The sequence below is a fragment of the Pantoea sp. SGAir0180 genome, assembly GCF_043546245.1.
Genome location: NZ_CP028071.1, coordinates 1,325,621 through 1,351,865, shown reverse-complemented (window position 1 = coordinate 1,351,865; position 26,245 = coordinate 1,325,621). Strand labels below are relative to the sequence as shown.

At 53.6% G+C, this 26,245-nt stretch carries 22 protein-coding genes and 1 tRNA gene; 6 read left to right on the top strand and 17 right to left on the bottom strand.

Features of this window, described 5'->3' with window-relative positions; translation table 11 throughout:
* Positions 1-151: 151 nt before the first annotated feature.
* Positions 152-1,882, top strand: a complete 1,731-nt coding sequence (gene argS / locus C1N58_RS06305; RefSeq protein WP_006120253.1) for an arginine--tRNA ligase — start codon at positions 152-154, stop codon at positions 1,880-1,882.
* 322 nt (positions 1,883-2,204) lie between these two features.
* Positions 2,205-2,900 (top strand): aquaporin Z, encoded by a 696-nt coding sequence (gene aqpZ / locus C1N58_RS06300; RefSeq protein ID WP_394564869.1) that lies wholly within the window; start codon positions 2,205-2,207, stop codon positions 2,898-2,900.
* Between the two features lie 98 nt (positions 2,901-2,998).
* On the opposite strand, the gene C1N58_RS06295 is transcribed toward aqpZ, so the two are convergent.
* The 17 genes from C1N58_RS06295 to otsB all read right to left on the bottom strand — a co-directional run bounded on the left by C1N58_RS06295 (position 2,999) and on the right by otsB (position 22,431).
* Entirely contained in the window at positions 2,999-3,391 is a 393-nt protein-coding gene (locus C1N58_RS06295) for a flagellar protein FlhE (RefSeq protein WP_033741996.1), read from the bottom strand.
* Positions 3,388-5,481, bottom strand: coding sequence for a flagellar biosynthesis protein FlhA (gene flhA, locus C1N58_RS06290; RefSeq protein ID WP_033741997.1), 2,094 nt, complete (start codon positions 5,479-5,481; stop codon positions 3,388-3,390). The genes C1N58_RS06295 and flhA overlap by 4 nt, the downstream gene beginning before the upstream one ends.
* Positions 5,474-6,625 carry a flagellar biosynthesis protein FlhB gene (gene flhB / locus C1N58_RS06285; RefSeq protein ID WP_162285809.1) on the bottom strand — a complete coding sequence of 384 codons (1,152 nt, stop codon included), beginning with the start codon at positions 6,623-6,625 and terminating at the stop codon, positions 5,474-5,476. The genes flhA and flhB overlap by 8 nt, the downstream gene beginning before the upstream one ends.
* Positions 6,626-6,815: 190 nt before the next feature.
* Positions 6,816-7,457 carry a protein phosphatase CheZ gene (gene cheZ, locus C1N58_RS06280; RefSeq protein ID WP_006120247.1) on the bottom strand — a complete coding sequence of 214 codons (642 nt, stop codon included), beginning with the start codon at positions 7,455-7,457 and terminating at the stop codon, positions 6,816-6,818.
* Between the two features lie 9 nt (positions 7,458-7,466).
* Positions 7,467-7,856 carry a chemotaxis response regulator CheY gene (gene cheY, locus C1N58_RS06275; protein ID WP_006120246.1) on the bottom strand — a complete coding sequence of 130 codons (390 nt, stop codon included), beginning with the start codon at positions 7,854-7,856 and terminating at the stop codon, positions 7,467-7,469.
* A 39-nt stretch (positions 7,857-7,895) separates the two neighbouring features.
* Positions 7,896-8,945: a protein-glutamate methylesterase/protein-glutamine glutaminase gene (locus tag C1N58_RS06270; protein ID WP_006120245.1), complete on the bottom strand. Its 1,050-nt coding sequence runs from the start codon at positions 8,943-8,945 to the stop codon at positions 7,896-7,898.
* Positions 8,945-9,817, bottom strand: a complete 873-nt coding sequence (gene cheR, locus C1N58_RS06265; protein ID WP_006120244.1) for a protein-glutamate O-methyltransferase CheR — start codon at positions 9,815-9,817, stop codon at positions 8,945-8,947. Before cheR ends, C1N58_RS06270 begins: the two co-directional genes overlap by 1 nt.
* Positions 9,818-9,899: 82 nt before the next feature.
* The gene (locus tag C1N58_RS06260) at positions 9,900-11,576 is read right to left on the bottom strand and encodes a methyl-accepting chemotaxis protein (protein WP_033742224.1); all 1,677 of its coding nucleotides are present in this window, start codon (positions 11,574-11,576) and stop codon (positions 9,900-9,902) included.
* Positions 11,577-11,685: 109 nt separating this feature from the next.
* On the bottom strand, positions 11,686-13,248 hold the full coding sequence (locus C1N58_RS06255; protein ID WP_033741998.1) for a methyl-accepting chemotaxis protein: 1,563 nt from the start codon (positions 13,246-13,248) through the stop codon (positions 11,686-11,688).
* Positions 13,249-13,503: 255 nt separating this feature from the next.
* Positions 13,504-14,001: a chemotaxis protein CheW gene (cheW, locus tag C1N58_RS06250; protein WP_006120241.1), complete on the bottom strand. Its 498-nt coding sequence runs from the start codon at positions 13,999-14,001 to the stop codon at positions 13,504-13,506.
* Between the two features lie 23 nt (positions 14,002-14,024).
* Positions 14,025-16,016, bottom strand: coding sequence for a chemotaxis protein CheA (cheA, locus tag C1N58_RS06245; protein ID WP_394550807.1), 1,992 nt, complete (start codon positions 16,014-16,016; stop codon positions 14,025-14,027).
* An 11-nt stretch (positions 16,017-16,027) separates the two neighbouring features.
* A complete protein-coding gene (gene motB, locus C1N58_RS06240) occupies positions 16,028-17,287 on the bottom strand; it encodes a flagellar motor protein MotB (protein WP_054633635.1) in 1,260 nt (419 codons plus the stop codon).
* Positions 17,284-18,171 (bottom strand): flagellar motor stator protein MotA, encoded by an 888-nt coding sequence (gene motA, locus C1N58_RS06235; protein WP_006120238.1) that lies wholly within the window; start codon positions 18,169-18,171, stop codon positions 17,284-17,286. Before motA ends, motB begins: the two co-directional genes overlap by 4 nt.
* 131 nt (positions 18,172-18,302) lie before the next feature.
* Positions 18,303-18,881, bottom strand: coding sequence for a flagellar transcriptional regulator FlhC (gene flhC, locus C1N58_RS06230; protein ID WP_033742000.1), 579 nt, complete (start codon positions 18,879-18,881; stop codon positions 18,303-18,305).
* Positions 18,881-19,231, bottom strand: coding sequence for a flagellar transcriptional regulator FlhD (flhD, locus tag C1N58_RS06225; protein WP_006120236.1), 351 nt, complete (start codon positions 19,229-19,231; stop codon positions 18,881-18,883). Before flhD ends, flhC begins: the two co-directional genes overlap by 1 nt.
* Before the next feature lie 978 nt (positions 19,232-20,209).
* Entirely contained in the window at positions 20,210-21,646 is a 1,437-nt protein-coding gene (gene otsA, locus C1N58_RS06220) for an alpha,alpha-trehalose-phosphate synthase (RefSeq protein WP_054633633.1), read from the bottom strand.
* Complete coding sequence (gene otsB / locus C1N58_RS06215) at positions 21,643-22,431, bottom strand: trehalose-phosphatase (protein ID WP_054633632.1); 789 nt, start codon at positions 22,429-22,431, stop codon at positions 21,643-21,645. The genes otsA and otsB overlap by 4 nt, the downstream gene beginning before the upstream one ends.
* Before the next feature lie 845 nt (positions 22,432-23,276).
* On the opposite strand from otsB, the gene pmrA reads away from it, so the two are divergent.
* From pmrA to C1N58_RS06195, 4 genes are all read left to right on the top strand, one after another.
* The gene (gene pmrA, locus C1N58_RS06210) at positions 23,277-23,963 is read left to right on the top strand and encodes a two-component system response regulator PmrA (protein WP_054633630.1); all 687 of its coding nucleotides are present in this window, start codon (positions 23,277-23,279) and stop codon (positions 23,961-23,963) included.
* Positions 23,960-25,027 carry a two-component system sensor histidine kinase PmrB gene (pmrB, locus tag C1N58_RS06205; protein ID WP_054633629.1) on the top strand — a complete coding sequence of 356 codons (1,068 nt, stop codon included), beginning with the start codon at positions 23,960-23,962 and terminating at the stop codon, positions 25,025-25,027. Before pmrA ends, pmrB begins: the two co-directional genes overlap by 4 nt.
* Before the next feature lie 388 nt (positions 25,028-25,415).
* On the top strand, positions 25,416-25,955 hold the full coding sequence (gene msrA, locus C1N58_RS06200; RefSeq protein WP_006120229.1) for a peptide-methionine (S)-S-oxide reductase MsrA: 540 nt from the start codon (positions 25,416-25,418) through the stop codon (positions 25,953-25,955).
* Positions 25,956-26,152: 197 nt separating this feature from the next.
* A tRNA-Ser gene (locus C1N58_RS06195) sits at positions 26,153-26,240 on the top strand.
* Positions 26,241-26,245 lie beyond the last annotated feature (5 nt).

The following is a 26,245-nucleotide window of genomic DNA, read 5'->3' as shown; positions in this document are numbered from 1 at the left end:
CTACTGACTCACGCTGACAATTCACGTATACTTTTTCCCTCATTTTTTCCTTTTGCCGGGCCAGGACCTGTGGTCATTGCACCCGGCAGAATCATGAAGACAGCCCGCTGCCCAAATAGCGTGCTTTTCTCTGCATATGTAAGGTAACCCGGTGAATATTCAGGCGCTTCTTTCCGCAAAAGTCAGTCAGGCAATGGTGCTGGCTGGTGCTCCCTCCGATTGTGAACCTCAGGTTCGTCAGTCGGCTAAAGTTCAGTTTGGTGATTATCAGGCTAACGGCATCATGGCCGTGGCGAAAAAACTGGGCCAGGCGCCACGACAATTAGCTGAAACCGTGATTCAACATCTGGACCTCACTGGCATTGCCAGCAAAGTGGAGATCGCGGGGCCGGGCTTTATCAACATTTTCCTGGATCGTCAGTGGCTGGCCGACCATGCCCGGCAGGCGCTGAATCATCCGCGCCTTGGCGTGAACCCGGTCGAACCACAGACAATCGTCGTGGACTACTCTGCCCCCAACGTGGCGAAAGAGATGCACGTCGGCCATGTGCGTTCCACTATCATTGGCGACGCCGCGGTGCGCACCCTCGAGTTTCTGGGTCACAACGTGATCCGCGCGAACCATGTGGGCGACTGGGGCACGCAATTCGGCATGCTGATTGCGTTTCTTGAAAAACAGCAAAATGAAAACCACGCGGAGATGGCGCTGGCGGATTTAGAAGGTTTTTATCGTGAAGCCAAGCGCACTTACGATGAAGATCCTGAGTTTGCAGAGCGTGCGCGCGGCTATGTCGTGAAGTTGCAAGGCGGTGACGACTACTGCCGTCAGATGTGGAAAAAGCTGGTTGATATCACCATGACGCAAAACCAGCATATCTACAACCGTCTGAACGTCACCCTGACGCGTGATGATGTGATGGGTGAGAGCCTCTATAACGACATGCTGCCGGAAATTGTGGCCGATCTGAAAGCCAAAGGTCTGGCCGTCGAGAGTGAAGGCGCCACCGTGGTATTCCTGGAAGAATTCCAGAACAAAGAAGGTGAGCCGATGGGCGTGATCATCCAGAAAAAGGATGGCGGCTATCTTTACACCACCACCGATATTGCCTGTGCCAGGTATCGCTATGAAACTTTGCATGCGGACCGCGTAATTTACTACATCGACTCACGTCAGCATCAGCATTTACAGCAGGCGTGGACCATTGTCCGTAAAGCCGGCTATGTGCCTGCGTCCGTTCCACTTGAACATCATGCGTTCGGTATGATGTTGGGTAAAGATGGCCGTCCGTTTAAAACCCGCAGCGGCGGCACCATTAAGCTGTCAGATTTGCTGGATGAAGCCTATGAACGCGCGTACACACTGGTACGCGAGAAAAACCCGGACATGACGGAAGAGGAAGTCAGCACGCTCGCGGAAGTCGTCGGCATCAGCGCCGTGAAATATGCCGATCTGTCAAAAAGCCGCACCACTGATTACATTTTTGACTGGGATAATATGCTGGCGTTTGAGGGCAATACGGCGCCTTACATGCAATATGCTTATACGCGCGTGCTGTCCGTGTTCCGTAAAGCCGGTATCGACGCCGATGCGATTCAGGCAGAAATCGTGCTGACGGATGACCGTGAAGCCCTGCTGGCAACGCGTTTGCTGCAGTTTGAAGAGGTCATTACCCAGGTGGCACGCGATGGCACACCGCATGTGATGTGTGCCTATTTGTACGATCTGGCGGGCCTGTTCTCCGGTTTCTACGAGCACTGTCCGATTCTGGCCGCAGAGGACGACGTGACGCGCCTGAGCCGTTTACAGATTGCGGCACTGACCGCAAAAACCCTGAAACTGGGTCTGGATACGCTGGGGATCAAAACGGTCGATCGCATGTAATCTGTTAAGGCGCTGAGAGCTGACTGTTCTCAGCGCCTGCCTCAACCTCGCCCTTCCCGCTCTGCCCGTCACCCGCACAATTTTCCTTCGTGTAGCGTCATCTTTGCCATTGCCCTCCCTGACTCCACGATACAAAGGCGTTAATTCGTATTTCAGCACCAGAGATGATCGCAGCACGCGCCGTGCAAACCCGCTCAGGCAACCCTGATGTCGCGTATATCAAGGTCCTGTCGGGACAAGATTCTTTTCTTATTCCCGCGCTCTACTATAAGCCCGCGTTTTATCAGGTTTAACGTGTTAACGAGAAAGGAAGAATACGTTGATGTTAAGAAAAGCGTTTGCCGAGCTGTTCGGCACCTTCTGGCTGGTATTCGGAGGCTGCGGCAGCGCCCTGCTCGCCGCGAATTTTCCCCAAACCGGGATTGGGTTTGTGGGCGTGTCTCTGGCATTTGGCCTCGCCGTACTGACAATGGCCTTTGCGGTAGGCCACATTTCGGGCGGTCACTTTAATCCCGCCGTCACCCTGGGCTTATGGGCCGGTGGCCGCATCGACAGCAAGACCATCTTGCCCTACATCGTGGCACAGATGGCTGGCGGTATTGCGGCGGCGGGCGTGCTGTATCTGATCGTCAGTGGTCAGGCTGACTTTACGATGGCAGATAAGGGTTTCGCTGCCAACGGCTTTGCGGCGCACTCGCCAGGCGGCTATTCCCTCTGTGCGGCCGTCATCACTGAACTCGTACTCAGCGCGTTCTTCCTGATGGTTATTCAGGGTGCGACGGATAAACGCGCGCCGGCGGGTTTAGCTCCCATTGCGATTGGTCTGGCATTAACGCTCATTCACTTAATCAGTATCCCGGTAACCAATACCTCGGTGAATCCGGCACGCAGTACCGCGATGGCTGTTTTTCAGGGAGGCTGGGCGTTACAGCAGCTGTGGGTTTTCTGGCTGGTACCGATAGCGGGTGGCGTTGCGGGGGGATGGCTTTACCGCTTTCTGCTGCAAAAAGACGCGTAGCCTGAACCGCGTTATGACATCGGGAGTGATCGGGCAGACCGACAGCATCAGTCTCTTGATGATGCTTGTCAGTCTGCCATGAACAGGGCGAAAAAGGCTTAGTGGTAGTTAACCGTCACCGCTGTGCTGACGACCTTCAGCCCCGGCGGCAAACTTCCGCCACCGGCGAAGCCAAACACCATATGTAACGTTTCACCGGCGGCGACCTCAGCCAGACCGCGTGTGCTGCCGCTGGCACCGTCCAGTTCGGTACAACGCTGTTCTGCACAGAGCCGGACCTGTAAACCGGAAGGCACCGGTTGGGTAAACTGATAACGCCAGTTCACCACGGTGATCGCCCCACTGACCTGACCTGGCGGGGTCAGCGGCTGCGACGACTGCCAGCTTCCCCGATTCGCCATCAGTGGACCCGCCGCGCTGGCGCTCCAGGCACCGTCAGCGGCCTGAGCAAACAGCGGAAGCAGCAGCGAAAACAGCATTAGCGATCTCATTGTTTGCCACCGATGGTTGCGGTCATGCGAATCTGACGGTTATCGCTTAATTCCATATTGGACAGCACCACCAGCTGCGGCATGTTACGGCGCAGGAAGCGTGCCAGTAAGGCGCGTAACGGATGATTGACCAGCAGGACAGGCGGCGCGCCCATCATTTCCTGCCGTTGCAGGGCCTCCTGCGTCTGGGCTAACAGCCGATCGGCCAGGCCTGGCTCAAGTCCGCCACCGCCCTGCAAGGCCTGCAGCAGCAGGCGCTCCAGTGTCGCATCCAGGCCAATCACCTGCACTTCACCCGTGCCCGGGAACCACTGCTGCGTAATCGCTCTGCCCAGCGCCACGCGCACCACGCTGGTGAGTTCCTGCGGATCGCTTTGAACCGGCGCATGCTCTGCCAGGGTTTCAATAATGGTGCGCATATCACGAATCGAAACGCGCTCAACCAGCAGGTTCTGCAGGACTTTGTGCAGCGTTGTCAGCGTAATCACGCCAGGCACTAAATCTTCGGTCAGTTTCGGCATCTCTGAGGAGACGCGGTCCAGCAGTTGCTGCGCTTCCTGACGGCCAAACAACTCACTGGCGTACTGGCCAATCAGATGATTAAGGTGCGTCGCCACAACGGTACTGGCTTCTACTACGGTAAAGCCCTGAATCTGGGCCTGCTCTTTGAGCGCACCGTCAATCCACACCGCCGCCAGGCCAAAGGCAGGATCGACGGTTGCTTCACCCGGCAAGGTACCCGCGGCTGTGCCGGGGTTAATCGCCATCCAGCGTCCGGGATAGGCATCACCGCTGCCGATCTCCACGCCTTTCATTAAAATGCGGTAGCGCGCGGGTGGCAATTCCATGTTGTCACGGATATGCACCACCGGCGGCAGAAAGCCGACATCCTGCGCCACTTTTTTACGGATACTGCGGATACGACCAAGCAACTCACCGTTCTGGTTGTGATCGACCATCGGAATCAGGCGGTAACCCACTTCCATGCCCAGCGTGTCTTCAAGCTGCACATCAGTCCAGGAGGCTTCGGCAGAGGCAGGCGTTTCCATGGATTTTGCGATGCTGCTCGGCGATTCGACATTCTTCTTCGGCTGCATCTCGCGGCCACGTAACCACCACGCCAGCCCCAGTAAGGCCGCCGTAAACAGCAGGAACACAAAGTTAGGCATGCCCGGCACAAGCCCCAGCAAACCGATTACGCCGGCACTCAGCATGAGGACGCGCGGATCTTTGAACAGTTGCCCGACCATCTGCTCGCCGACGTCCTGGTCGGTTGCCACGCGCGTCACGATAACACCCGCCGCGGTAGAGATGACCAGCGCAGGGATCTGTGCGACCAGACCGTCACCGATGGTTAACAGCGTATAGGTTTCTGCCGCGTGGCCCGCATCCATACCATGCTGAACGATCCCCACCAGTAAACCACCGATCACGTTGATGACCATGATCAAAATACCGGCGATGGCATCCCCGCGTACAAACTTACTGGCACCGTCCATCGAACCGTAAAAGTCCGCTTCCTGAGTCACTTCGGCGCGACGACGCTTCGCTTCATCTTCGCCAATCAGACCCGCATTCAGGTCGGCGTCGATAGCCATCTGCTTACCCGGCATCCCGTCAAGCACAAAGCGCGCACCCACTTCGGCGATACGGCCCGCACCTTTGGTGATAACCATAAAGTTGATGATCACCAGGATGATAAACACCACGATCCCGATGGCGAAGTTTCCGCCAACCAGGAAGTGGCCAAAGGCTTCCACCACCCGTCCCGCCGCCGCGGCACCGGTATGCCCTTCCAGCAAAATAATACGCGTAGAGGCTACGTTCAGCGACAGGCGCAGCAGGGTCGAAAACAGCAGAATGGTGGGAAAGGCCGCAAACTCCAGCGTGCGCTGGGTAAACATGGCGACCAGCAGCACCATAATCGACAAGGCAATGTTAAAGGTAAACAGCAGATCAAGGATAAACGGCGGTAAGGGCAGAACCATCATCGACAAAATCATGATGATCAGCACCGGACCCGCAAGGACCTGCCATTGCATGTCTTTGAAGTTGCCTGGAAGGCGTAGTTTAGCGGCCAGATTAGCCATCGTTTTTGCTCTCTCCTGCAAAGTCCATCTCTGCCGGGACCGGCAGGTCTTTAGGTTTTACGGGCACCAGGCCACCTTCGCGCTTCCAGCGGCGAAGCTGCCAGACCCAGGCCAACACTTCCGCGACGGCCGCATAAAGGGCGCCAGGAATGTGTTGTCCGATTTCGGTATGACGGTATAACGCACGCGCCAGCGGCGGTGCTTCCAGAACCGGAATGCGGTGTTCTGCGCCCAGTTCACGGATGCGTAAGGCGATCTCGCCAGCGCCTTTGGCAATAACCTTGGGCGCACTCATTTTCTTCTCGTTATATTGCAGCGCAACCGAATAGTGTGTTGGGTTGGTAACGATCACGTCGGCCCTGGGCACATCGGCCATCATGCGACGACGGGCTGCCGCGCGCATCTGCTGACGAATGCGCCCTTTCACGTGCGGGTCACCTTCCTGCTGCTTGTGCTCATCGCGAATTTCCTGACGTGACATCCGCAATTTTTTAAAGTGGCTGTAAAGCTGCCAGAAAACGTCGTATCCCACCATGGGGATCAGGCCGAGCATGACCAGCGCACAACAGATAGCGATCATGTCCATGCCATGGATCAGGGCTGTGGTCGGCGACTCGGCAATCAGCCGAAGCATATCGGGCCAGTGCGTCCAGATGTACCAGCCTGCCACGCAGCCCACCAGAATGGTTTTCAGAATGCCTTTAAACAGCTCCGTCCAGGCCTGCGCGGCGAACATGCGTTTGAAGCCTGGCAACGGGTTCAGCTTGCTAAAATCCACTTTGATGGATTTGCCGCTGATGACCACGCCGCCCAGCAGCATCGGTGAGGCAATGGCCACCAGAACCAGCCCGCCCAGAAGCGGCAGAAGCGCGGCAATGGCCTGCATGATCAGATTACCGACGTGGGCGATGATAATTTTGTCGTCGGTCACCATGCCATGGTCGAAACTGAGTCCGGTTGACACCATTGCCGCCAGTCGATGGGCCATTGCCGTCCCGCCAACCCATAAAATCATGATGCCTGCCAACAGCATCAATAGTGAGGTTAACTCGCGCGAACGCGGAATCTGGCCCTCTTCACGCGCTTTTTCAAGTCGGTGGGCCGTGGGCGATTCTGTTTTGTCCTCATCACTGTTTTCTGACACCACAAACCTCGGTTGGCAGGAATTCTGAGCATAGAATGCCAAATTTGAGTTTGGTTAAAGCGTGGATAAAACGTGAAAAACACATGCTCTTTCACGGATAGCAAAAGAGAAAAGCGGAGTGGCCCGCGGTGAGCAGGCCACTTTTCAGAAGGGACCATCGCAACGTCGCGATGGCGAGACAGCCAGGTGATTAGAAACCGAGGCTGTCCAGCAGGTCATCCACCTGATCCTGGTTCGCAACAATCCCAGGGGCGGCAGCGTTAACCTGAGGACCGTTAAGCAGCGTAGTGCCAACCTGACGTTTTTCGGCGCTCACTTCTGGCATGTTTTCCAGCAGCACCATCAACAGCTGGCGCTCGATCTCCTGAATCACATCCATCATGCGTTTGATCACCTGACCGGTGAGGTCCTGGAAATCCTGCGCCATCATGATGTCGAGCAACTGCTTGTTAGTAAAAGAGGTGTGCTCAGGCACTTCCCCTAAATACTGACGCGTATCCGTCACCAGCTCGCGCGCATCGGCAAGTTCAATAGGATTCTCAAACCATGCATCCCAGCGTCCTTTAAGCGCAATCGCTCCCGCTTCCATTTTGTCCTGGTGCGGTTGCGCTGCTTCGACGCTGTTCAGCGCCCGGTCGGCCGCCTGAGCGGTCTTTTGCACTACATAGTCCAGACGATCACGGGCGTCAGGAATGGCTTCAGCAGCTTCTGCAATGGCCTGATCCAGCCCCAGCTCACGCAAACTATCACGCAGCATGCGTGTCAGTGAACCGATGCGGGAAATGATATCTTGTGCCGCGGCTTGCTCAGCTGATTTCGGAAGGTCGCTCATCACATCTCCTTACATACCCAGTTTTTCAAAAATTTTGCCCAGCTTCTCTTCAAGCGTGGCGGCCGTAAACGGCTTAACGACATAGCCGCTTGCACCCGCCTGAGCGGCAGCAATGATGTTTTCTTTTTTCGCTTCAGCCGTCACCATCAACACAGGCAGACTGGCCATGGCCGCATCTGCGCGAATGGTCTGCAGCAGTTGCAGGCCATCCATGTTAGGCATGTTCCAGTCGGAGATAACGAAATCGAAACCACCTGCCTTGAGTTTAGTTAACGCATCGACGCCGTCTTCCGCTTCTTCTACGTTATTGAAGCCCAGCTCTTTCAGCAGGTTACGGACAATACGACGCATCGTATTGAAGTCGTCCACCACTAAAAAGCGCATATTTTTGTCAGCCATATCTACTCCTGTGTTATCTCGCCCGGCAGGACGGGCCTGTTAAATACGCAATGCCTGTCCGGCGCTAATTTTCGCCAGCATGTGCTGGCTGATGTTGCTTAAATCCACTACTTCGCTCACACCGCCGCTGGCTATCGCCTCGCGTGGCATGCCAAAAACGACACAACTTGCTTCATTTTGCGCGATGGTCCAGGCGCCGGCACGATGCATTTCCAGCATGCCTGCTGCCCCATCGTTACCCATACCGGTCAGGATCACGCCAACGGCATTTCGCCCGGCGTTGATCGCCACCGATTTAAACAACACATCGACTGACGGTTTATGACGGTTAACTGGCGGACCGTCGTTCAGCTTCACGACATAGTTCGCACCACTGCGCCCCAGCTCCATGTGCATCGCGCCGGGCGCGATATAAGCATGGCCAGGAAGAATACGCTCACCATCTTCGGCCTCTTTCACCGTAATCTGGCAGAGCTTGTTTAGCCGCTCGGCAAACGAACGGGTAAATCCCGGTGGCATATGTTGCGTAATCAGCAGCGCAGGGCTGGTGGCCGGTAGCGGCTGCAATACGTGGCGAATGGCTTCTGTACCGCCCGTCGATGAACCAATCGCAATCAGCTTTTCACTACTCAGCAGCGGACCGGCTTTCAGCGTGACCGGGGCAGGCATGGTGGTGCGCACATGCAGACGTGCCCGGGCAGCTGCGCGAATTTTATCGCCAATCATCTGGCTATAAGCCAGCATACCTTCACGAATGCCTAACTGTGGTTTGGTCACGAAATCCACCGCACCGAGCTCAAGCGCGCGCAGCGTGATTTCTGAACCCTGTCCCGTTAGTGATGACACCATCACGACCGGCATCGGGCGAAGACGCATCAGTTTTTCAAGAAAATCCAGTCCATCCATGCGCGGCATTTCAACATCCAGCGTCAACACCTGCGGATTAAACTGTTTAATTAAATCGCGGGCTACTAATGGATCCGGGGCCGTCGCCACCATTTCCATATCAGGATGACTGTTGATGATTTCTGTCATCAGTTGCCGCATCAGCGCAGAGTCATCTACGCACATCACGGTAATTTTGCTCATCATCTTTCCTTCGTCAGTCCATAAACGGTTTGCCCACGCAGCCAGAACTCTTTACTAATCTGGCTAAAGTTTTCTGAGTGTCCGGCGAACAGGATGCCGCCAGGCTTAAGCAGTGGAACAAAACGACGTAGAATTTTTTCTTGTGTTTCTTTATCGAAATAGATCATTACGTTACGGCAGAAAATGGCATCGAACGGACCCGGCAGGTTCCAGTCGTTGGCCAGCAAATTCAGCTGACTGAAATTCACCATATTCGCCAGTTCGGGGCGCACACGCACCATGCCAGCATGCGGGCCCGTACCTCGTAAAAAGAAACGTTGTAGCTGTGCAGGCGACAGCGTCCGTAATTCTTCCTGGCGGTAAACGCCCGCCACGGCTTTTTCCAGAACCTGGGTATCGATATCACTGGCATGGACCTGGAATTTACCGGGTCCGGTTCCCAGCGTTTCGGCCAGGGTAATCGCGATAGAGTAAGGTTCTTCGCCCGTTGAGGCGGCCGTGCTCCAGACGCTGAAATTGCCCTGACGTTTACGCGCATGTTCCGCCAGGATAGGAAAATGGTGCGCCTCGCGGAAAAAAGCGGTCAGGTTAGTGGTCAGAGCGTTGATAAACGCCTGCCACTCAGCACTGTTAGGATCGTTCTCCAGCAGGGCCAGGTAGCGACCAAAATCATCAATATTCAGCGTGCGCAGACGACGTACCAGACGGTTGTAAACCATCTCGCGCTTATGATCGGCCAGCACGATACCCGCGCGCTGATAGATGAGCTGGCTGATACGGCGAAAATGGGTATCGGAGAGGGGCAGCCGCTGCACCATCTGTGAGAGCAGCGTTGTCGCCTCTGGTTGATCTAATAACGTCGATTTCTTCATCTTTGCACCTGGCCTGAACTACACCTGTTAAACGTCTGCTGCTATGCCCAACCGCACATCAGCGGTTGGGCCATCCAGGCAATTAGAAGGTTTCCCAGTTCTCATCACTGCGTGATGAGGGTTGGCGAATGCCCTCTGACGGACTTTCTAAACGTAAACTTTTTGCCGCCGTTGTCTTGTTAACGGCCTGCGTGACAATTTCTTTACCAATATTGAAGACAGAAACCGCTTGTTTTAAGTTGCTGGCCTGATCTTCCAGTGCCGCAGCGGCGGCGGCCGACTCTTCAACCAGCGAGGCGTTCTGCTGTGTCACGCGATCCATCTCGGTCACGGCCAGGCCAACCTGGTCGATGCCACGGCTCTGTTCGTCTGAAGCAGAGGCAATCTCTCCCATGATGTCGGTGACGCGCGTGACGGCGCTGACGATTTCGTTCATGGTATCGCCTGCGCTTTCAACCAGGACTGAACCGGTATTCACGCGACTGACGGAGTCCTCAATCAGCCCTTTAATCTCTTTCGCCGCCTGTGCACTGCGCTGTGCCAGATTGCGCACCTCACCGGCAACCACCGCAAAGCCACGGCCCTGCTCACCCGCGCGTGCCGCTTCCACGGCCGCATTCAGTGCCAGGATATTGGTCTGGAAAGCAATACCATCAATCACGCTGGTGATATCGGCAATTTTTCTGGAACTGCCCGCAATTTCTTTCATCGTGGTCACGACACCGTCCACCACTTTGCCGCCCTGCTGTGCGGTTTCAGAGGCATTCAGCGCCAGCGTCGACGCCTGACGGGCGTTTTCAGCATTTTGCTTCACGGTCGCAGTAAGCTGTTCCATGCTGGCAGCGGTTTGCTCCAGCGAAGCCGCCTGCTGCTCTGTTCGCGACGACAGATCGTTATTCCCTACGGCAATTTCGCTGGCGCCGGTATAGATCGCATCGGCCCCATCACGGACGGTGCTGACCGTACGGACCAGTTCACGTTGCATCTCCTGCAGAGACGTCAGCAAATCGCCAATTTCATTACGTACGGTAATGGCGATAGGCTGCGTCAGGTCACCCCGTGCGATATGCTGGATATGATCGATGCTCTGTTTTAACGGGCGAATCAGCAGGCTGCGCATAAGATTCCACACCAGCACGATCACCAGCAGCGTAAAGACCAGCGTCCCCGCAACCAGCATAATCATGCGCTGATAAGCGGCATTATTGGCATCGATGCCTTTCTGGCTCAGTACCAGGTTGTAGTTAAGCCAGTCGTCATAATCCTTTTGGAATTTGTCCTGATAACTTTGTGTCGGCTGATCAACAAACCCTTTGAAGTTGCCGTTGCCCAGAAACACAATCAGTTCCGCCAGACCATCGTGGAATCGTTTGTAATTGGCCTGTAGCGTCAGCACGTTAGCCGCACTTTTTCCTTTCTCTGACAGGTTGGCATTGAATAATTCATAGCCCTTTTCAGCCTGTTTCAGCTCACTGTCAGCCAGCGCCACCAGCTCTTTTACGGTGGCTCCCGAACCTGCCATCTGCCCATCCTGCAAATAACGAATGCCCGCACGGTTTAAGGTATTACGTGCCTGGACAAGCGCAACCCATGACGTTCCCATGGCGCGTTGCAAGGTGCTAAGACGCTGGTTATAAGCAAAGTTTTCTTTATCTTCCGTAACCGTTTTGAAAAATACCCCACCCGAGAAAACCTGCAGCAAGGCAAAAAGCCCCAGTACACACAGGAGGCCGGTGACAACGCGTACTCGACTAAACATAGAAACCTCATTCATTAGCAATTCGATTCTGTTTATCGGCCCGCGCAGGCGGAACTTTACTGACAGCGTGAATTGATCATCACGCTGGCAGTAAAAACTGTCAGAACGCTTAAGTACGGGAGATTTTGAAGACGGAAACGGCCTGGGACAGCGAGCTCGCCTGTTGCTCCAGCGCGGCGGCAGCGGCGGCAGATTCTTCCACCAGCGAGGCGTTCTGTTGCGTCACACGATCCATTTCTGTCACCGCCTGCCCCACCTGATCGATACCGCGGCTTTGTTCATCCGATGCCGAGGCAATTTCACCCATAATGTCGGTCACGCGGGTGACGGCACCCACAATATTATTCATGGTGCTGCCCGCGCTCTCGACCTGCTGCGAACCACTGTCAACGCGGGCAACAGAATCCTCAATCAGCCCTTTAATCTCTTTGGCGGCCTGCGCGCTGCGCTGCGCCAGGCTACGTACTTCGCCGGCGACAACCGCGAAGCCACGGCCCTGCTCGCCTGCACGCGCGGCTTCGACGGCGGCGTTCAACGCCAGGATATTCGTCTGGAAAGCAATACCATCGATCACACTGATAATGTCAGCGATTTTCCTGGAACTGTCGGCAATTTCTTTCATTGTGCTGACGACACCATCCACAACCTTGCCACCCTGCAAGGCGGTTTCAGATGCAGTATGGGCGAGTTGTGAAGCCTGACGCGCATTATCCGCATTTTGTTTCACCGTGGCGGTCAGTTGCTCCATGCTGGCGGCGGTCTGCTCAAGCGAGGCCGCCTGCTCTTCCGTACGCGCGGACAAATCGTTATTGCCCGCGGCGATTTCGCTGGCACCCGTAAAGATCGCATCGCAACCACTGCGGACTTCACCCACCGTAGTCACCAGAGACTGTTGCATCTCACGGATACCGGCGGCCAGTTGGCTCATCTCATTACGGCCTTCTACCTTCACTGGCTGCGTCAGATCACCCGAGGCAATCGTGCGGATATCCACCAGCAAACGTTGCAGAGGATAAATCAGCACCTGGCGCAGGCCAAACCAGCAACCGATGATCACCACGACCACCAGAGTACCGACCATGCCCAGCAACCACATCATCTGAGTAAAGGCTTGCTGGTTTTGTTCTGCACCATGGGAAGACAGCTCGCTCTGCTTAAGACGCCAGGCCGTATAGGTGGCCTGCATGGCCTGCTGCTTCTGTTCAATGTTCTGTTTGAACATGCCTTCCAGATCTTTGGCTTTCAGGCTGGCGATCATCCCGCGCAGACCGGTCAGATAGGCGGCAAAATGGTTTTGTAACTGATCGCGCATTTCGGTATCTGCGCCTGGCGTTTCCGGAATGGCATTAAACTCGGCAAGATACTGCTCACCTTTATTGGCTTCGCTAATGGCTTTGTCCGTCAGGCTGTCCAGCTGACCGCCGTTCATTTGCGATGCCAGACTGGTTTGTAACCGCAACATGGCGCGGTTGAGCGTAGTACGTGACTGGTTCAGAGCCATATAGGCATCCGTCATGGCCGCCACGTTGCGTGTTGAAATCTGCGACAAGGCAAACGCCGCTTTATCATTATTGAGCGCTGACCAAAACAGGCTGCCTGACAGCAGTTGCAGGGCACCGAAAAGCATCAGTACCGTAATCAGACTGGTCACCACTTTTATCCGTTTTAACATCTTTTTCCCCGACTAAATAAGTAACGTGCAGGGGCTGTATCGGCGGCAACGCAGGATGTTTTAGCCATTTCGCTTTTAAAAAGGGGTTCAAATGTCTTTTGTAATTATTGAAACCAGAGCAATATGCTAATCCTGGAGCAGGATCACAGACAGCGTGTTTTTTGAAAGGTCGACAGGTGAATGAAACGCGGTGATGACGGGTTCGGCGTGCAGGATAACAACACGGGCCAGCGTTGGCTGGCCCGTGTTTAACGATTACGCGGTACGCAGGTTGTCGACCAGCGCCATCTCTTCGCTGCTCAGCAGCTTTTCGATGTCGACCAGAATCAACATGCGCTCGCCCAGTGCACCCAGACCTGTCAGGTACTCGGTTGACATAGTCACAGCGAACTCAGGTGAAGGACGGATCTGTTCCTGTGTCAGCGACAGGACATCCGACACACCGTCAACCACGATACCGACGACGCGGTTTTCGAGATTCAGCACGATCACCACGGTATTTTCGTTGTACTCAACGTCTGGCTGTGAAAACTTCACGCGCAAATCGATGATTGGCACGATAACGCCGCGCAGGTTTGTCACGCCGCGAATAAAATCAGGCGTGTTGGCAATGCGGGTTACCTGATCGTAACCACGAATTTCCTGAACCTTCAGAATATCGATGCCGTACTCTTCATCACCCAGCGTGAAGACCAGGAACTCCTGTCCAACGGTTTCGCCAGCAATTTTTGTCACGGTTGCCATTCCACTCATGTTATTTACCCTTTCGTTATCAATCAGGCGGCAGCGCCGGCCACACGTTTTTCACGGTTAAGTGACTGCAACGCCGAAACGTCCACAATCAGCGCCACGCTGCCATCGCCGAGGATGGTGGCGGCTGAAATACCTGGAACTTTGCGATAGTTGCTTTCCAGGTTTTTGACCACAACCTGGTGCTGACCGATTAACTGGTCCACCAGCAAAGCGTAACGCTTGCCCGCGCTCTGCAGAATCACCACAATGCCCTGCGTCGCTTCGGTTTTCGCCTCTTTCACGTCAAAGACGTTCCACAGTTCAACCAGTGGCAGGTATTCGCCGCGCACTTCCAGAACACATTCGCCGCCCGCTAGGGGTTTCAGCTCTTCAGCACGCGGCTGTAACGATTCCATCACCGCATTCAGTGGCAGAATAAAGACTTCGTTCGCTACGCGCACTGACATGCCGTCCAGAATCGCCAGCGTCAGCGGCAGCAGAATACGGATGGTGGTGCCTTTGCCTTGTTTTGAGGCAATTTCAACATGGCCACCCATTTCCTGAATGTTACGTTTCACCACATCCATGCCCACACCGCGGCCAGATACGTCGGTGACCTGCTCTGCCGTTGAGAAACCTGGCGCGAAAATCAACATGCCGACTTCTTCATCGCTCATGTTTTCATGCACCGGCAGGCCCGATGACAGAGCTTTTGCCAGGATACGTTCGCGGTTAAGGCCCGCACCGTCATCTGACACTTCGATACAGATGTTGCCGCCCTGGTGTTCCGCTGACAGCGTCAGATTACCGGTGGCAACCTTACCTGCCGCAATACGTTTCTCCGGGGTTTCGATGCCGTGGTCAAGACTGTTACGCACCAGGTGCGTTAACGGATCGATGATACGTTCGATCAGGCTCTTATCGAGTTCCGTCGAGCTACCCAGTAACGTCAGTTCAACCTCTTTGCCCAGCTTGCTGGCCAAATCACGCACCAGACGTGGGAAGCGGCTGAAGACGTACTCCATAGGCATCATACGAATTGACATCACGGACTCTTGCAGATCACGTGCGTTACGCTCAAGCTGACCCATGCTGTTCAACAGTTCGCCATGGGCAACCGGGTCCAGTTCACCTGAACGCTGCGCCAGCATTGACTGGGTAATCACCAGTTCGCCCACCAGGTTAATCAGTTGATCGACCTTCTCAACCGCAACACGGATGCTGCTTGATTCGCTGCTCTTCGCAGGTGCGGCAGCGCGTTTGCTTTCGCGTTTGACCGCAGCTACCGGCAATTCGGTCACGGTAGCGGTCTGCACTTCTGCCACTTCAGGAGCATCCACGCTTTCCGCAACGGCGGCGGCGGCGTCAGCGCCCGGGAAGCGGATCTGCGCTTCATCAATGACGAAACACAGCACGGCAATAATGTCGTCTTTACCTACGCCAGTGATGTGACACTCAAGCGTACTGCTGCCTTTCTTCACGTTGCTGAGCGTGCCGAGATTTCCCAGCTCTTCCAGCATCAGGTCGATATCTTTTTCTTTCAGATCCACCAACTGCAGGTGAACACCGTCAGCATCAGATGGCGCAGATTCGGCCTGACTGGCTGGTGCTTCAAGCGCAACCACAACCGGTGCTTCAACCGGCTGACCTTTCGCCTCTAACGCCAGTTGGCGTAATGCTTCACAGATATACTTGAAGCTTTCCGCGTTAGGCTCTTGCGCGGTTTTATAAGCATCTAGCTGTTCCTGCATAATATCTTTAGTTTCCAAAAACAGATTGATGATGTCGGTGCTGAGCTGCATCTCGCCGCGACGAGCACCATCCAGAATGTTTTCCAGGATGTGGGTTGTTTCCTGTAAAACCGTAAAACCAAAGGTTCCGGCTCCGCCTTTAATCGAGTGGGCGGCGCGGAAGATGGCGTTAAGCTGTTCAGAGTCTGGCTCCTGGGGATCAAGTCCCAACAGGTGTTGCTCCATATCCGCTAACAGCTCATCGGCTTCATCAAAAAACGTCTGGTAAAAATCGCTGATGTCCATGCTCACGGGAATCACCTCGGCTGTGAGGGGGCTGCTGTATTCACCGCACCCGCCGAAGACGCTGGCGGTGCGGAGGTTGTTTTCGTTGCATCCGCCGGTAGGGCTGACGGTGCAGGCGTTATTGTTGTTACCGCACGAACCGAAGAGGTTGACGTCGCGGAGGTCGCTGTTTTCGCCGCGACCGCCGGTGAGGCTGACGATGCGGAGGCTGCTGTTTTCACCGCGCTCGTCGATGACGCTGACGAGGCGGCGGTCGCGGCTTTCTCTGCGCTCGTCGATGCGGCTGACGGTGCGGAGTTCGCTGTTTTCACTGCATCCGCCGACGTGGCAGTTGCAGGTTTGGAAGATGTTTTATCAGCCGCATTACTGCCGGGTGCTGACGGCGCGGTCACTTTTTCTAAGGCAGAGGGATCGCTAATCTGAACCGCGTCACTTTCTGCGTTCTCTTTCTCAATCGCGGCTTCGGTATCATGGTTCAACACCAGCAAACTGATACGACGGTTAACGGCATCATCGCCGCCGCGATTTTTCAGTTTCATGGTATCCGCCATGCCGACGATACGCAGAATCTTTCCACCATCCAGCCCACCAATCACCAGTTCACGACGTGACGCATTGGCACGGTCCGCTGACAATTCCCAGTTGCTGTACCCTTTATCACCGGTCGCATACTGAATGTCATCCGTATGGCCCGCGATACTGATACGGTTAGGGATGTCATTCAAAATCGGGGCAATCGCGCGCAAAATATCACGCATATAAGGTTCAACTTCTGCACTGCCGGTCTTGAACATCGGGCGGTTCTGGCTGTCGATGATCTGAATACGCAGCCCTTCTTCCACCATATTGATAATCAGGTGCGGACGCAGCGCTTTCAGGCGCGGATCAGCTTCGATTAACTGGTCGAGCTTTTCACGCAGGCGGTTGAGGCGAATTTCATCCAGCTTGCGTTTCTGCGCATCCATATCCACAACCTTTTTGACTTCACCTTCTTTCTTCGTAGCATCGTCTCCTCCGCCTGGGATCGGGCTGCTACTGTCGCTACTTCTCTGTCCACCCGTCAGCGCCACTTTTAAGGGCGTCTGAAAATACTCTGCTATCTGGATAAGCTGTTGTGGGCTGGCGATCGACAGCAGCCACATCACCATAAAAAATGCCATCATCGCCGTCATAAAGTCGGCATAGGCGATTTTCCATGAGCCATGTCCTCCTTCATGTTTTTTATGTTTGCGCTTTCTAATCAGCACAATTGGGCGATTGCCATGTTTCATGAGGTCTGATCCGAAGTCTGTTTAGCCGGGTTCTTCGCGTTGCGAACGTGTTCTTCCAGTTCGCTGAACGATGGACGCTCAGCTGAATAAAGCGTTTTACGACCAAACTCGACGGCGATCTGCGGTGCATAACCGTTCAGGCTGGAAAGTAAGGTCACTTTCACGCACTGCATCATCTTGGTCGTTTCAGCACACTTCTGACGTAATACCGACGCCAGAGGCGAAATAAAACCGTATGCCAGTAAAATCCCGAGGAACGTTCCCACCATGGCATGTGCCACCAGTGCGCCCAGCTCGGCGGCTGGACGGTCAGCTGACGCCAGGGCATGAACCACGCCCATTACCGCCGCAACGATACCGAAAGCGGGCAGGCCATCGCCGACGGCAGCGATACTTTGTGCCGGCACTTCACACTCGTGTTCATAGGTTTCAATCTCTTCATCCATCAATGCTTCGATTTCGAAAGCATTCATGTTGCCGCTCACCATCAGGCGTAAATAATCGGTGATGAAGTCGACTAACTGTTTATCGGCTAAGATGCGGGGATAATTAGCAAAAATTTCACTCTGGGCGGGATCTTCAATATCACGCTCAAGCGATAACATGCCTTGCTGGCGAGATTTCGCCATCAGCCGGTAAAGCAGTGCCATGAGATCCATGTACACCGCTTTGTTGTATTTCGAGCCGCGGAACAGGAGCGGCAGAGCTTTGAGGGTCTTCTTGATCGATTTACCGTTGTTGCCCACCAGAAACGCGCCGACGCCCGCCCCGGCGATCATCAGCAGTTCTGCAGGCTGGTAAAGCGCGCCAAGATGGCCGCCCACTAAAGCGTATCCGCCCAACACGGAACCTAATACAACGATGTAACCTAAAATTATCAGCACAGAAAAATCCTTACGTCCGTAACGTGTTGGTCGACGTTAAGCCAGAGAAACCGGAGATGTTCACCGTGTGGAGGCAAAAAAAAAGCAGCGGGATTAACCGCTGCTGGATGACTTCCACATTGCGAACAAATTTAAACGGCGTGTTTAACCTGTTCATCCAGCAGTTGTGGAAAGATATCGGCAGTATCTGCAGAAAGTTTACGTCTTTTTACGGCACGTGATGGTGGCTGGCACAGGCTGCAGACAAAGCTGCCAACAGGCTGATGTGCATGATTAATAAAGCTGCCGCTGCAGCATTTACAATCTGATAATTCCAGCATACCGCTTTCAACGAATCGCACCAGGGTCCAGGCGCGTGTTAGCGCCAACAGCGGGCCCTCGTCCGATTGCGGGCACTGCTCGAGATAAAGGCGGTAGGCTTTAATCACCGCATCAATCCCTTTGCTCAAACCGGTTTTGAGTAGAAACGTCCAGGCATTGCAGAACATCGAGGCATGAATGTTCTGTTCCCAGGTCATGAACCAGTCAGTCGAGAAAGGCAACATGCCTTTAGGTGGCGGACTGCCACGCAACTCTTTATAAAGTTTGATTAAGCGACCACGACTCAGCTGCGTTTCGCTCTCCAGCATTTGCAAGCGCGCGCCCAGTGTGATCAGCTCCATAGCGAGCTGAATATCACGCGCTTCCTGAACAATACTTTTCTCACCCATCATACCGCCCTCTTTTTAGTAGGCGCGGCGTCTTTCGACGCGCTGCGTAATAAACGGCTGGATAACAGAATCCCGGTGTGGATTTGTTGTAAATCATCCACACGTGATTCCTGCGTCAGGCGATTAATAACGGTGCTATCGGTAAAACGAAACTGACACACAAGTTGATTGGTCTCAGCTAATTTCACCATTTCAGGTAAGGTTAATTCAGACAATGCATCAGCCATCTTTTCATCAATCCCGAGGCGAAACATCGCAGAAGCTTTTTCCTGGTTAATTAATCGCTGCGCAAGCAGTAAATATGACAAGTTGATATCGTAAATATGTTTTAGTAATTCAGATGTACCCATTTTTCCATCCTGAGAGACGCGACGTAACTTACCGCAGATGACATCTCTGCGTATCGAGCTGCTGGTTGGTAAATCTAAAGATGGCAAAATAATTAAACATAAAAAGCAAATGGTTCTGAGTTCTGCTTCTTTTTGCGACCCTGTCTGACCGGTCAGAAGTCATTTTTTCAGTCCACCTTATTCTTAAGTCAATAACCTTCTTCCCTGAGGCTTTCTTACATTTTTTAAGACTAATCCGAAAACAAGGCAAATCTATATCGGATGATCCTCACATACAACGACAGTTCGGTGAAATTTTAGATAAAGTGTGACACACATCACACTTTTTGGGTTATTTTCTTCAGTAACGCTTTATGATCACATTTCTTCTGTCTACTTTTTGCACGATTTGGCATTTTTTTTACAGGGATTTGTCCTGAGCTGGACTTAATTGGCTACAAAAATCAGGGAAGATTCTGTCAGGCGCGTAGAATCCCCGTTTATCCCTGGGAAAGGAATTTGCACCCTATTTAGAACTAATCAAAACCATAAAGGCAGTGGAATATGCTGCCCGGTAAAGGAATTAATCGTATTCAAATTAGTCAGTTAGGTGAGGAAACAAAAAGAAGGGAAAACAGGAGAAAAAGACCGACAATCCAGATTACGCGCTTTCCGACAATCGTTCGTAAAGGGTGAAAGCGACCTGTTTAGAGAGCGACAGTCGATGTAACAAGGAGTTACATTAAGGATATGAATGAATTGCAGGCAGGTGAGTTTTATGCATTTTAACTATCGGCAGGAATCAGGATAACTTTAGCTTAACCAGGTAAAGAAAGTGGCGGGACGAATTAAGTGCGCATTTTTGCAGCACTTCACCCTCAGACGCTAGCCTGCCGGAAGGGGAACACTTTTGAGTTAGGGAGAAATCATTAGCTGCACAGTGTGTGCAAACAGTGAGGAATGTAACGCACAGCAAGCCGTCCCTGGCTTGCTCTACTGTCAGGCGAGTTTCGGGAAGGTTGCGACCTTATTCGCCATGCCGTGATCGGCACTGCGCGGGGCAATCTTTTCAAGATCACGCAGGAAGTTTTCGCGCCATGCGGTAATATCGTTTTTACGCAGCACCGTCATCATATCGTTATAACGTGAGATACGCTCCGTACGGGGCATGGTGATCGCTTTATCCAGCGCCGCGGCCACTTCATCGCGGTCATAAGGGTTCACGATGAGCGCGGACGTCAGCTCGTTAGCCGCACCGGCAAAACGGGAAAGTACCAGCACACCCGGATCGTCCGGGTCCTGCGCCGCCACGTACTCCTTCGCCACCAGGTTCATCCCGTCACGCAACGGCGTCACTAAGCCGACATCCGTTAAACGGAAAATTTTCATCAATAAACGACGGTCAAAGTGCTGGTTAAGATAATAGAGTGGCGTCCAGCCCAGGGTGCCGTATTTCCCGTTGATGCGCCCTGCCTCGGTTTCTAACTGATGACGAATATCCTGATAGGCCTGCACATCGCCACGAGACGTTGGCGCAATCTGCGAGTAACGAATCTTGCCGTGATGCTGCGGATAATTTTCCAGCAGCGCTTCATACGCCAGGAAGCGTTCCGGCAAGCCTTTCGAGTAATCCAGACGTTCGCAGGCAATGATATTGCGCACATCGCCCAGCTCCTTCTTCATCGCCGCCATTTTGGGTGGCAATGGCCCTTCAGCCATCTCCTTAATGCTGTCAGGTTCAATCCCTATCGGGTACACCTCCGTCATAAAGGTATTGCCATAGGCGCGATGTTTTTTGTCACCTTTATTCTGCAACTGCGTCAGCTGGCTCACACTGTCGAGGAAGGCGACGCGATCAGATTCCGTCTGGAATCCTAACAGATCGTATTCGCACAACATTTCCAGCAGTTCTCTGTGCGGCGGCAGCGCATTGAAAATTTCGGGCGTCGGGAAAGGAATATGCAGGAAGAAACCGATGCGGTTGTTGATGCCTGCCCGGCGCAGCGCGGCGGCAAACGGCAGGAAGTGGTAGTCATGAATCCACAGAATGTCGTCAGGCTTGATCAGCGGTTTCAGTCGCTGCGCGACGGCATCATTAACTTCGCAGTATCCTTCCCAGGCTTCACGCTGGAACTGCACCAGATCTAAACGGTAATGGAAAGCAGGCCAGATAACGGTATTAGAAAACTGACAATAATAGAGATCGTACTCGTTCTGGCTCAGCGGGAAGGAAGCATATTCAATACCATCATGCTCCGTTACCGATACCGGGTTTTCTTCCTCACCCGAAAATTCACTTATCTCACCGTTCCAGCCAAACCACAGTCCACCCGTGCTTTTCAGCGCATCCAGGATGCCAACGGCAAGGCCGCCCGCGCTGGTTTTGTTCCCATTTGGCATGGCGATACGGTTAGATACAACAACTAAACGACTCATAACCTAAACTCCTTACCAACGTTATCTTGCTCTAATTGTAATCGTGTTCTTTCCAGCCAGGCATAGACATCCGTAACGTCATGTAAACGATAACGTGCCTGGCTTTCGCCTTCTCCCACTTTCACGGAAATCCCGTGCATGGCATTGACGGCGGCAAAGCCTTTCTCATCGGTCAGATCGTCACCGATGAACACCGGAATACGTCCCGCGAACGGGGCTTCCTGCATAAATGCCTGCACAGCCGCGCCTTTATCAATGCCGGTCGGTTTAATTTCAACCACACACTTTCCGGGCTGCAACGTCAGACCCGAGAAACGTTCGACGGCGGCCTGCGCAAGGTGCAATATGTCCTGCTCATGTGCCATCGCCCGACGATAATGGAGGGCAAACGCCATCCCTTTCGCTTCAAGCTGCGTATCTGGCCAGTGGGCCATTTCGGCTTCCAGCATCTGTTTCAGCTGACGTTCAGTCTCTTCGGGCAGTGACACGCGGTGTACCCTGCCCTCCGCGTCTCGACGCTCAGCGCCATGCACGCCGGCAGCCGGCGCGTGCAACGGTGCCGCAAGCGCATCCAGTTGCTCAACAGGACGACCTGATACCAGCGCCAGCGCGCCGTGGCATAAAGAAGAGAGGCGTTGCAGCTCTGCTACAACCTGTTCTGGAATGAAAGCGGCATCCGGCTGGGGCTGTATCGCTGCCAGCGTGCCATCAACATCAAAAAAGAAGGCATACAGACCGCCGCTCAATGACGGAAACGAGGCATTACTTTCTGCCGTCTGGGTCACGTGTCTTCTCCTGTAAACGGGTTCATCATCAGGACATCGCAGCAGAGAGCGTTCAGCAAGAGGTCGGCGCAAGGCCGAATGAAGTAAGGAGACTGCGCGGTAAAACCCTGCAATTCGGTAACTCTTTCTCCAAAAACATACGCGTTAAGTGCTGAAAAACTCACTGACTGTCGTTGTCGCCCCATAAAGTGTAGACGCAATCCTGCATTCTGCCAGAAATATGCATTTCCTGTGCCAGCCGTCACGCTTAATTCTGCTGCTGGCAATAACGGCGATTACCGGCCTGCTCACGCCGACTTATTTTGCGCCCGCAAAAAAGAAACAAAAATGTAATAAATGGTCCTGTTTAAGGTTTTCCTAATCTTTCTTATCCATACTGTTCACTTATTACCGTCTGACTTTCATTGTTGCGCGTTAATGCGAATGTATTAGCCAATAATAATGGAGACATTCACTAATGATTCAACCCGGATAAAGTAACATTTTTTATTATTCCGCCTTTATATTAATAGTCCGCCCGTCATGTTGCCCTTTCGCATTTGATAAAACGTCTTATTACGGGTTAAGGCATCATGCCGGGCGAGACGAAAAGGGGCTGATTTGCAGCCCCCTTTATCTCATCTTTAATTAACGTTTCCGCTGAGCTAAGTTGAGTGACAACATTCGTCATGTCAGCAACAATCCCGGCATGTTTGCCCAAAGCAGGCACAGCCGACGAAACCGGGACGGCCTGCCTTATCCGCTTGCCGGACAAGGTTGTCAAGGTGAGTTCGCGCAAGAGCGACCCGCTATTGCTGTGTCCGGTCATCGGTACTGATACAAAAGAGGTATCCTGTTAAGCGCTTATGAAAATATTAATTGTTGAAGACGATGCTCTGCTGCTGCAAGGTCTTGTTCTGGCGCTGGAAGGCACGGGCTATGTCTGCGATGCGGTTTCAACGGTCCGTTCCGCGGAAGCTCATCTTGCCAGCGGGCTTTACAGTTTGATCGTACTGGATGTCGGCCTGCCGGATGAGGATGGACTGCACTTTCTGCAGCGTCTTCGCCGTCAGAAGCAGATGCAGCCTGTATTGATTCTTACCGCGCGTGACACGATTGATGAGCGCATCGCCGGGCTGGATGCAGGTGCCGATGACTATCTGATCAAGCCTTTCGCGCTGGATGAACTGCTGGCAAGGATTCGTGCCCTTATCAGACGTCATGTTAACCAGGGGGATACGCGCGTGGAGGTGGGCAACCTGTCGCTGGATATGACACATCGCCAGATCCATCTGGATCACGCCTTGCTTGATCTCACCCCTAAAGAGTTTTCGATTCTGTCTCGCCTGATGCTCAAAGCGGGCCATCCGGTGCACCGCGAATTGCTGTATCAGGATATCTATAATTTTGATAACGAGCCTTCGACCAATACGCTGGAAGTGCATATCCACAACCTGCGTGACAAGATCGGCAAAAGCATGATCAGAACGGTTCGCGGCTTCGGCTATGCCCTGTCCCCCTCCCAAACCGATAACGAGATGCCCGAGACATGAATACTGACCGCACCGGGACGACCATGCGTTTTCGGCTGCTTCTCACGATTGGCCTCATTATGCTGTTTTTCCAGCTCATCAGCGTGGCCTGGCTCTGGCATGAAAGTCAGGAACAGGTGCAATTTTTAGTTGAGGCGCATCTGCAGAACCGCAACATGGACCGGCATGTCCATAAAGAAGTCCGCGAAGCCGTGATGAGTCTTGCCCTGCCCAGTCTGGTGATGATTACGCTGACGCTGCTCCTGTGCTATCAGGCGGTACGCTGGATTACCCGCCCGCTCTATCAGTTGCAGCGTGAACTGGAGAACCGGAGCGAGGTAAACCTGGAACCTATCACCTTTTCCGGATCGGTGCAGGAGATTGACGCTGTTACGCACTCTGTGAATCGCCTTGTCGCACGTCTGACAGACAGTCTGGAACGTGAACGCCTGTTTACGGCCGATGTGGCCCATGAGCTGCGAACGCCGCTGGCAGGTTTACGCTTACATCTTGAGTTGCTACAACGAAATCAGGCCGTCGATACGCAACCTTTATTACATCGTCTGGATCAGATGACAGGAAATGTCGCCCAGTTGCTGCAACTGACCCGTGCCGGCCAGCAGTTTACCTCAGGCAGCTACCAGCAGGTTGCCCTCATCAATGAAGTGATTGTGCCTATGGAAGCGGAGTTGAGTGCGATGCTTGCCGTGCGTCATCAAACGTTAACCCTTGATGTTGAGCACAGCTTCAGGGTGAAAGGCGATGCGATCCTGTTACGAATGCTTCTGCGCAATCTGGTGGAAAACGCCCACCGTTACAGCCCATCTGAAAGTAATATCACCGTGCGGCTTGAAAACACACCAGGCCCGGCGCTGATCGTGGAAGACGAAGGTGACGGCATTGATGAAAGCAGGCGCGGCGAGTTAAGCAAAGCCTTTGTCCGCATGGACACGCGCTATGGTGGCATTGGGCTGGGCCTGAGTATCGTCAGTCGGATTGTGCAGTTACATCATGGACAGTTTCTGCTGGAAAATCGCCCTGACCGTTCAGGTTGCCTGGCCAGGGTCCTTTTCGCGGTGGACTGATTCAGTTCACAAACCAGCAGGCCAGAAAGCTGATGACAGCGCTGACGGCAAGAATAACGGCAACGTACTCGCTGAATGGGCGTGATACGAAAGAGGTGGCGGTAACAGTCGTGGTTTTCATAGCGTCTCCTGTAGAATCCACCTCAGTATCGCTGCCCTGTGTTAAGGAAACATTAAGCGCTACATTCCCTGTCGCTGCTTAAACCTTCCCGACAGGGTGCCCACCGCTTGCCCCATTCCCTGCTACGCTAAACGCATCGTCTGACAAAAAGGCCCCACATCAGACGGCGTTTAACGCGGCTCTCTTTACGCTGACGTCTTCAGAGATGTTGAAAATGCCTGACGTCATCCCCACCTCTTTCCTTCAGACCAGACAGGAGTAACATTTATGGCAATCGAATATGCAGTAATCGCAGGCGGCTGTTTCTGGTGTACAGAAGCGGTTTTTAAAGACGTGATTGGCGTTGAGTCAGTCGAAAGCGGTTACACCGGCGGCGAGCGCCCTAATCCGACCTATGAGCAGGTCTGCAGTGGCGCCACCGGTCATGCAGAGGCCATTCGCATTGGCTTTGATCCTGAGAAGGTCAGCTATGGCGATTTGCTGGACATCAGCTTTGCCACGCATGATCCAACACAGCTTAATCGCCAGGGCAACGACATCGGCACTCAGTATCGCTCCGCCATTTTCCCCGAAACACCCGAGCAGGAAGCTGAAGCCCGTGCCGCGATTGCACGCGCTCAGCAGGATCATGATAAACCGATTGTCACGACCATCGAGCCATTAAAGGCCTGGTATCCGGCAGAAGGTTATCATCAGGACTACTGGGAAGGTGCCGGCCAGCGAAACGGCTATTGCATGGCGGTGATTCCCCCTAAACTGCAAAAGCTGCGCAAGAGTTTTGCCAGTCGGGTTAAAACCGCCCAGTAACCGCCTGCCGCTGAGCGGACTTTACACTGCGTAAAAAAGGGCGTTTTGTGATTAAAAAACCCGATTTTGCGCAGCCTTAACGCGATTCGTTCAGAGCTTAAGCGAATAGAAAAAAAGAAAAAAATAGTGCTTGACCGTTTCAGGTCGACTCCCTATAGTAGCGCCCCGTTGACCCAGCGCGGTCAGCAACAATTTACGGTGAGGTGTCCGAGTGGCTGAAGGAGCACGCCTGGAAAGTGTGTATACGGCAACGTATCGGGGGTTCGAATCCCCCTCTCACCGCCACATTC

Excerpts from the sequence above, each read along its gene's own strand:
- aqpZ (WP_394564869.1), top strand. The coding sequence starts at position 2,205 with ATGTTAAGAAAAGCGTTTGCCGAGCTGTTCGGCACCTTCTGGCTGGTA.
- C1N58_RS06295 (WP_033741996.1), bottom strand. The coding sequence starts at position 3,391 with ATGAGATCGCTAATGCTGTTTTCGCTGCTGCTTCCGCTGTTTGCTCAG.
- flhA (WP_033741997.1), bottom strand. The coding sequence starts at position 5,481 with ATGGCTAATCTGGCCGCTAAACTACGCCTTCCAGGCAACTTCAAAGAC.
- cheZ (WP_006120247.1), bottom strand. The coding sequence starts at position 7,457 with ATGAGCGACCTTCCGAAATCAGCTGAGCAAGCCGCGGCACAAGATATC.
- cheY (WP_006120246.1), bottom strand. The coding sequence starts at position 7,856 with ATGGCTGACAAAAATATGCGCTTTTTAGTGGTGGACGACTTCAATACG.
- C1N58_RS06270 (WP_006120245.1), bottom strand. The coding sequence starts at position 8,945 with ATGAGCAAAATTACCGTGATGTGCGTAGATGACTCTGCGCTGATGCGG.
- cheR (WP_006120244.1), bottom strand. The coding sequence starts at position 9,817 with ATGAAGAAATCGACGTTATTAGATCAACCAGAGGCGACAACGCTGCTC.
- C1N58_RS06260 (WP_033742224.1), bottom strand. The coding sequence starts at position 11,576 with ATGTTTAGTCGAGTACGCGTTGTCACCGGCCTCCTGTGTGTACTGGGG.
- C1N58_RS06255 (WP_033741998.1), bottom strand. The coding sequence starts at position 13,248 with ATGTTAAAACGGATAAAAGTGGTGACCAGTCTGATTACGGTACTGATG.
- cheW (WP_006120241.1), bottom strand. The coding sequence starts at position 14,001 with ATGAGTGGAATGGCAACCGTGACAAAAATTGCTGGCGAAACCGTTGGA.
- cheA (WP_394550807.1), bottom strand. The coding sequence starts at position 16,016 with ATGGACATCAGCGATTTTTACCAGACGTTTTTTGATGAAGCCGATGAG.
- motB (WP_054633635.1), bottom strand. The coding sequence starts at position 17,287 with ATGAAACATGGCAATCGCCCAATTGTGCTGATTAGAAAGCGCAAACAT.
- flhC (WP_033742000.1), bottom strand. The coding sequence starts at position 18,881 with ATGGGTGAGAAAAGTATTGTTCAGGAAGCGCGTGATATTCAGCTCGCT.
- flhD (WP_006120236.1), bottom strand. The coding sequence starts at position 19,231 with ATGGGTACATCTGAATTACTAAAACATATTTACGATATCAACTTGTCA.
- otsA (WP_054633633.1), bottom strand. The coding sequence starts at position 21,646 with ATGAGTCGTTTAGTTGTTGTATCTAACCGTATCGCCATGCCAAATGGG.
- pmrA (WP_054633630.1), top strand. The coding sequence starts at position 23,277 with ATGAAAATATTAATTGTTGAAGACGATGCTCTGCTGCTGCAAGGTCTT.
- pmrB (WP_054633629.1), top strand. The coding sequence starts at position 23,960 with ATGAATACTGACCGCACCGGGACGACCATGCGTTTTCGGCTGCTTCTC.
- msrA (WP_006120229.1), top strand. The coding sequence starts at position 25,416 with ATGGCAATCGAATATGCAGTAATCGCAGGCGGCTGTTTCTGGTGTACA.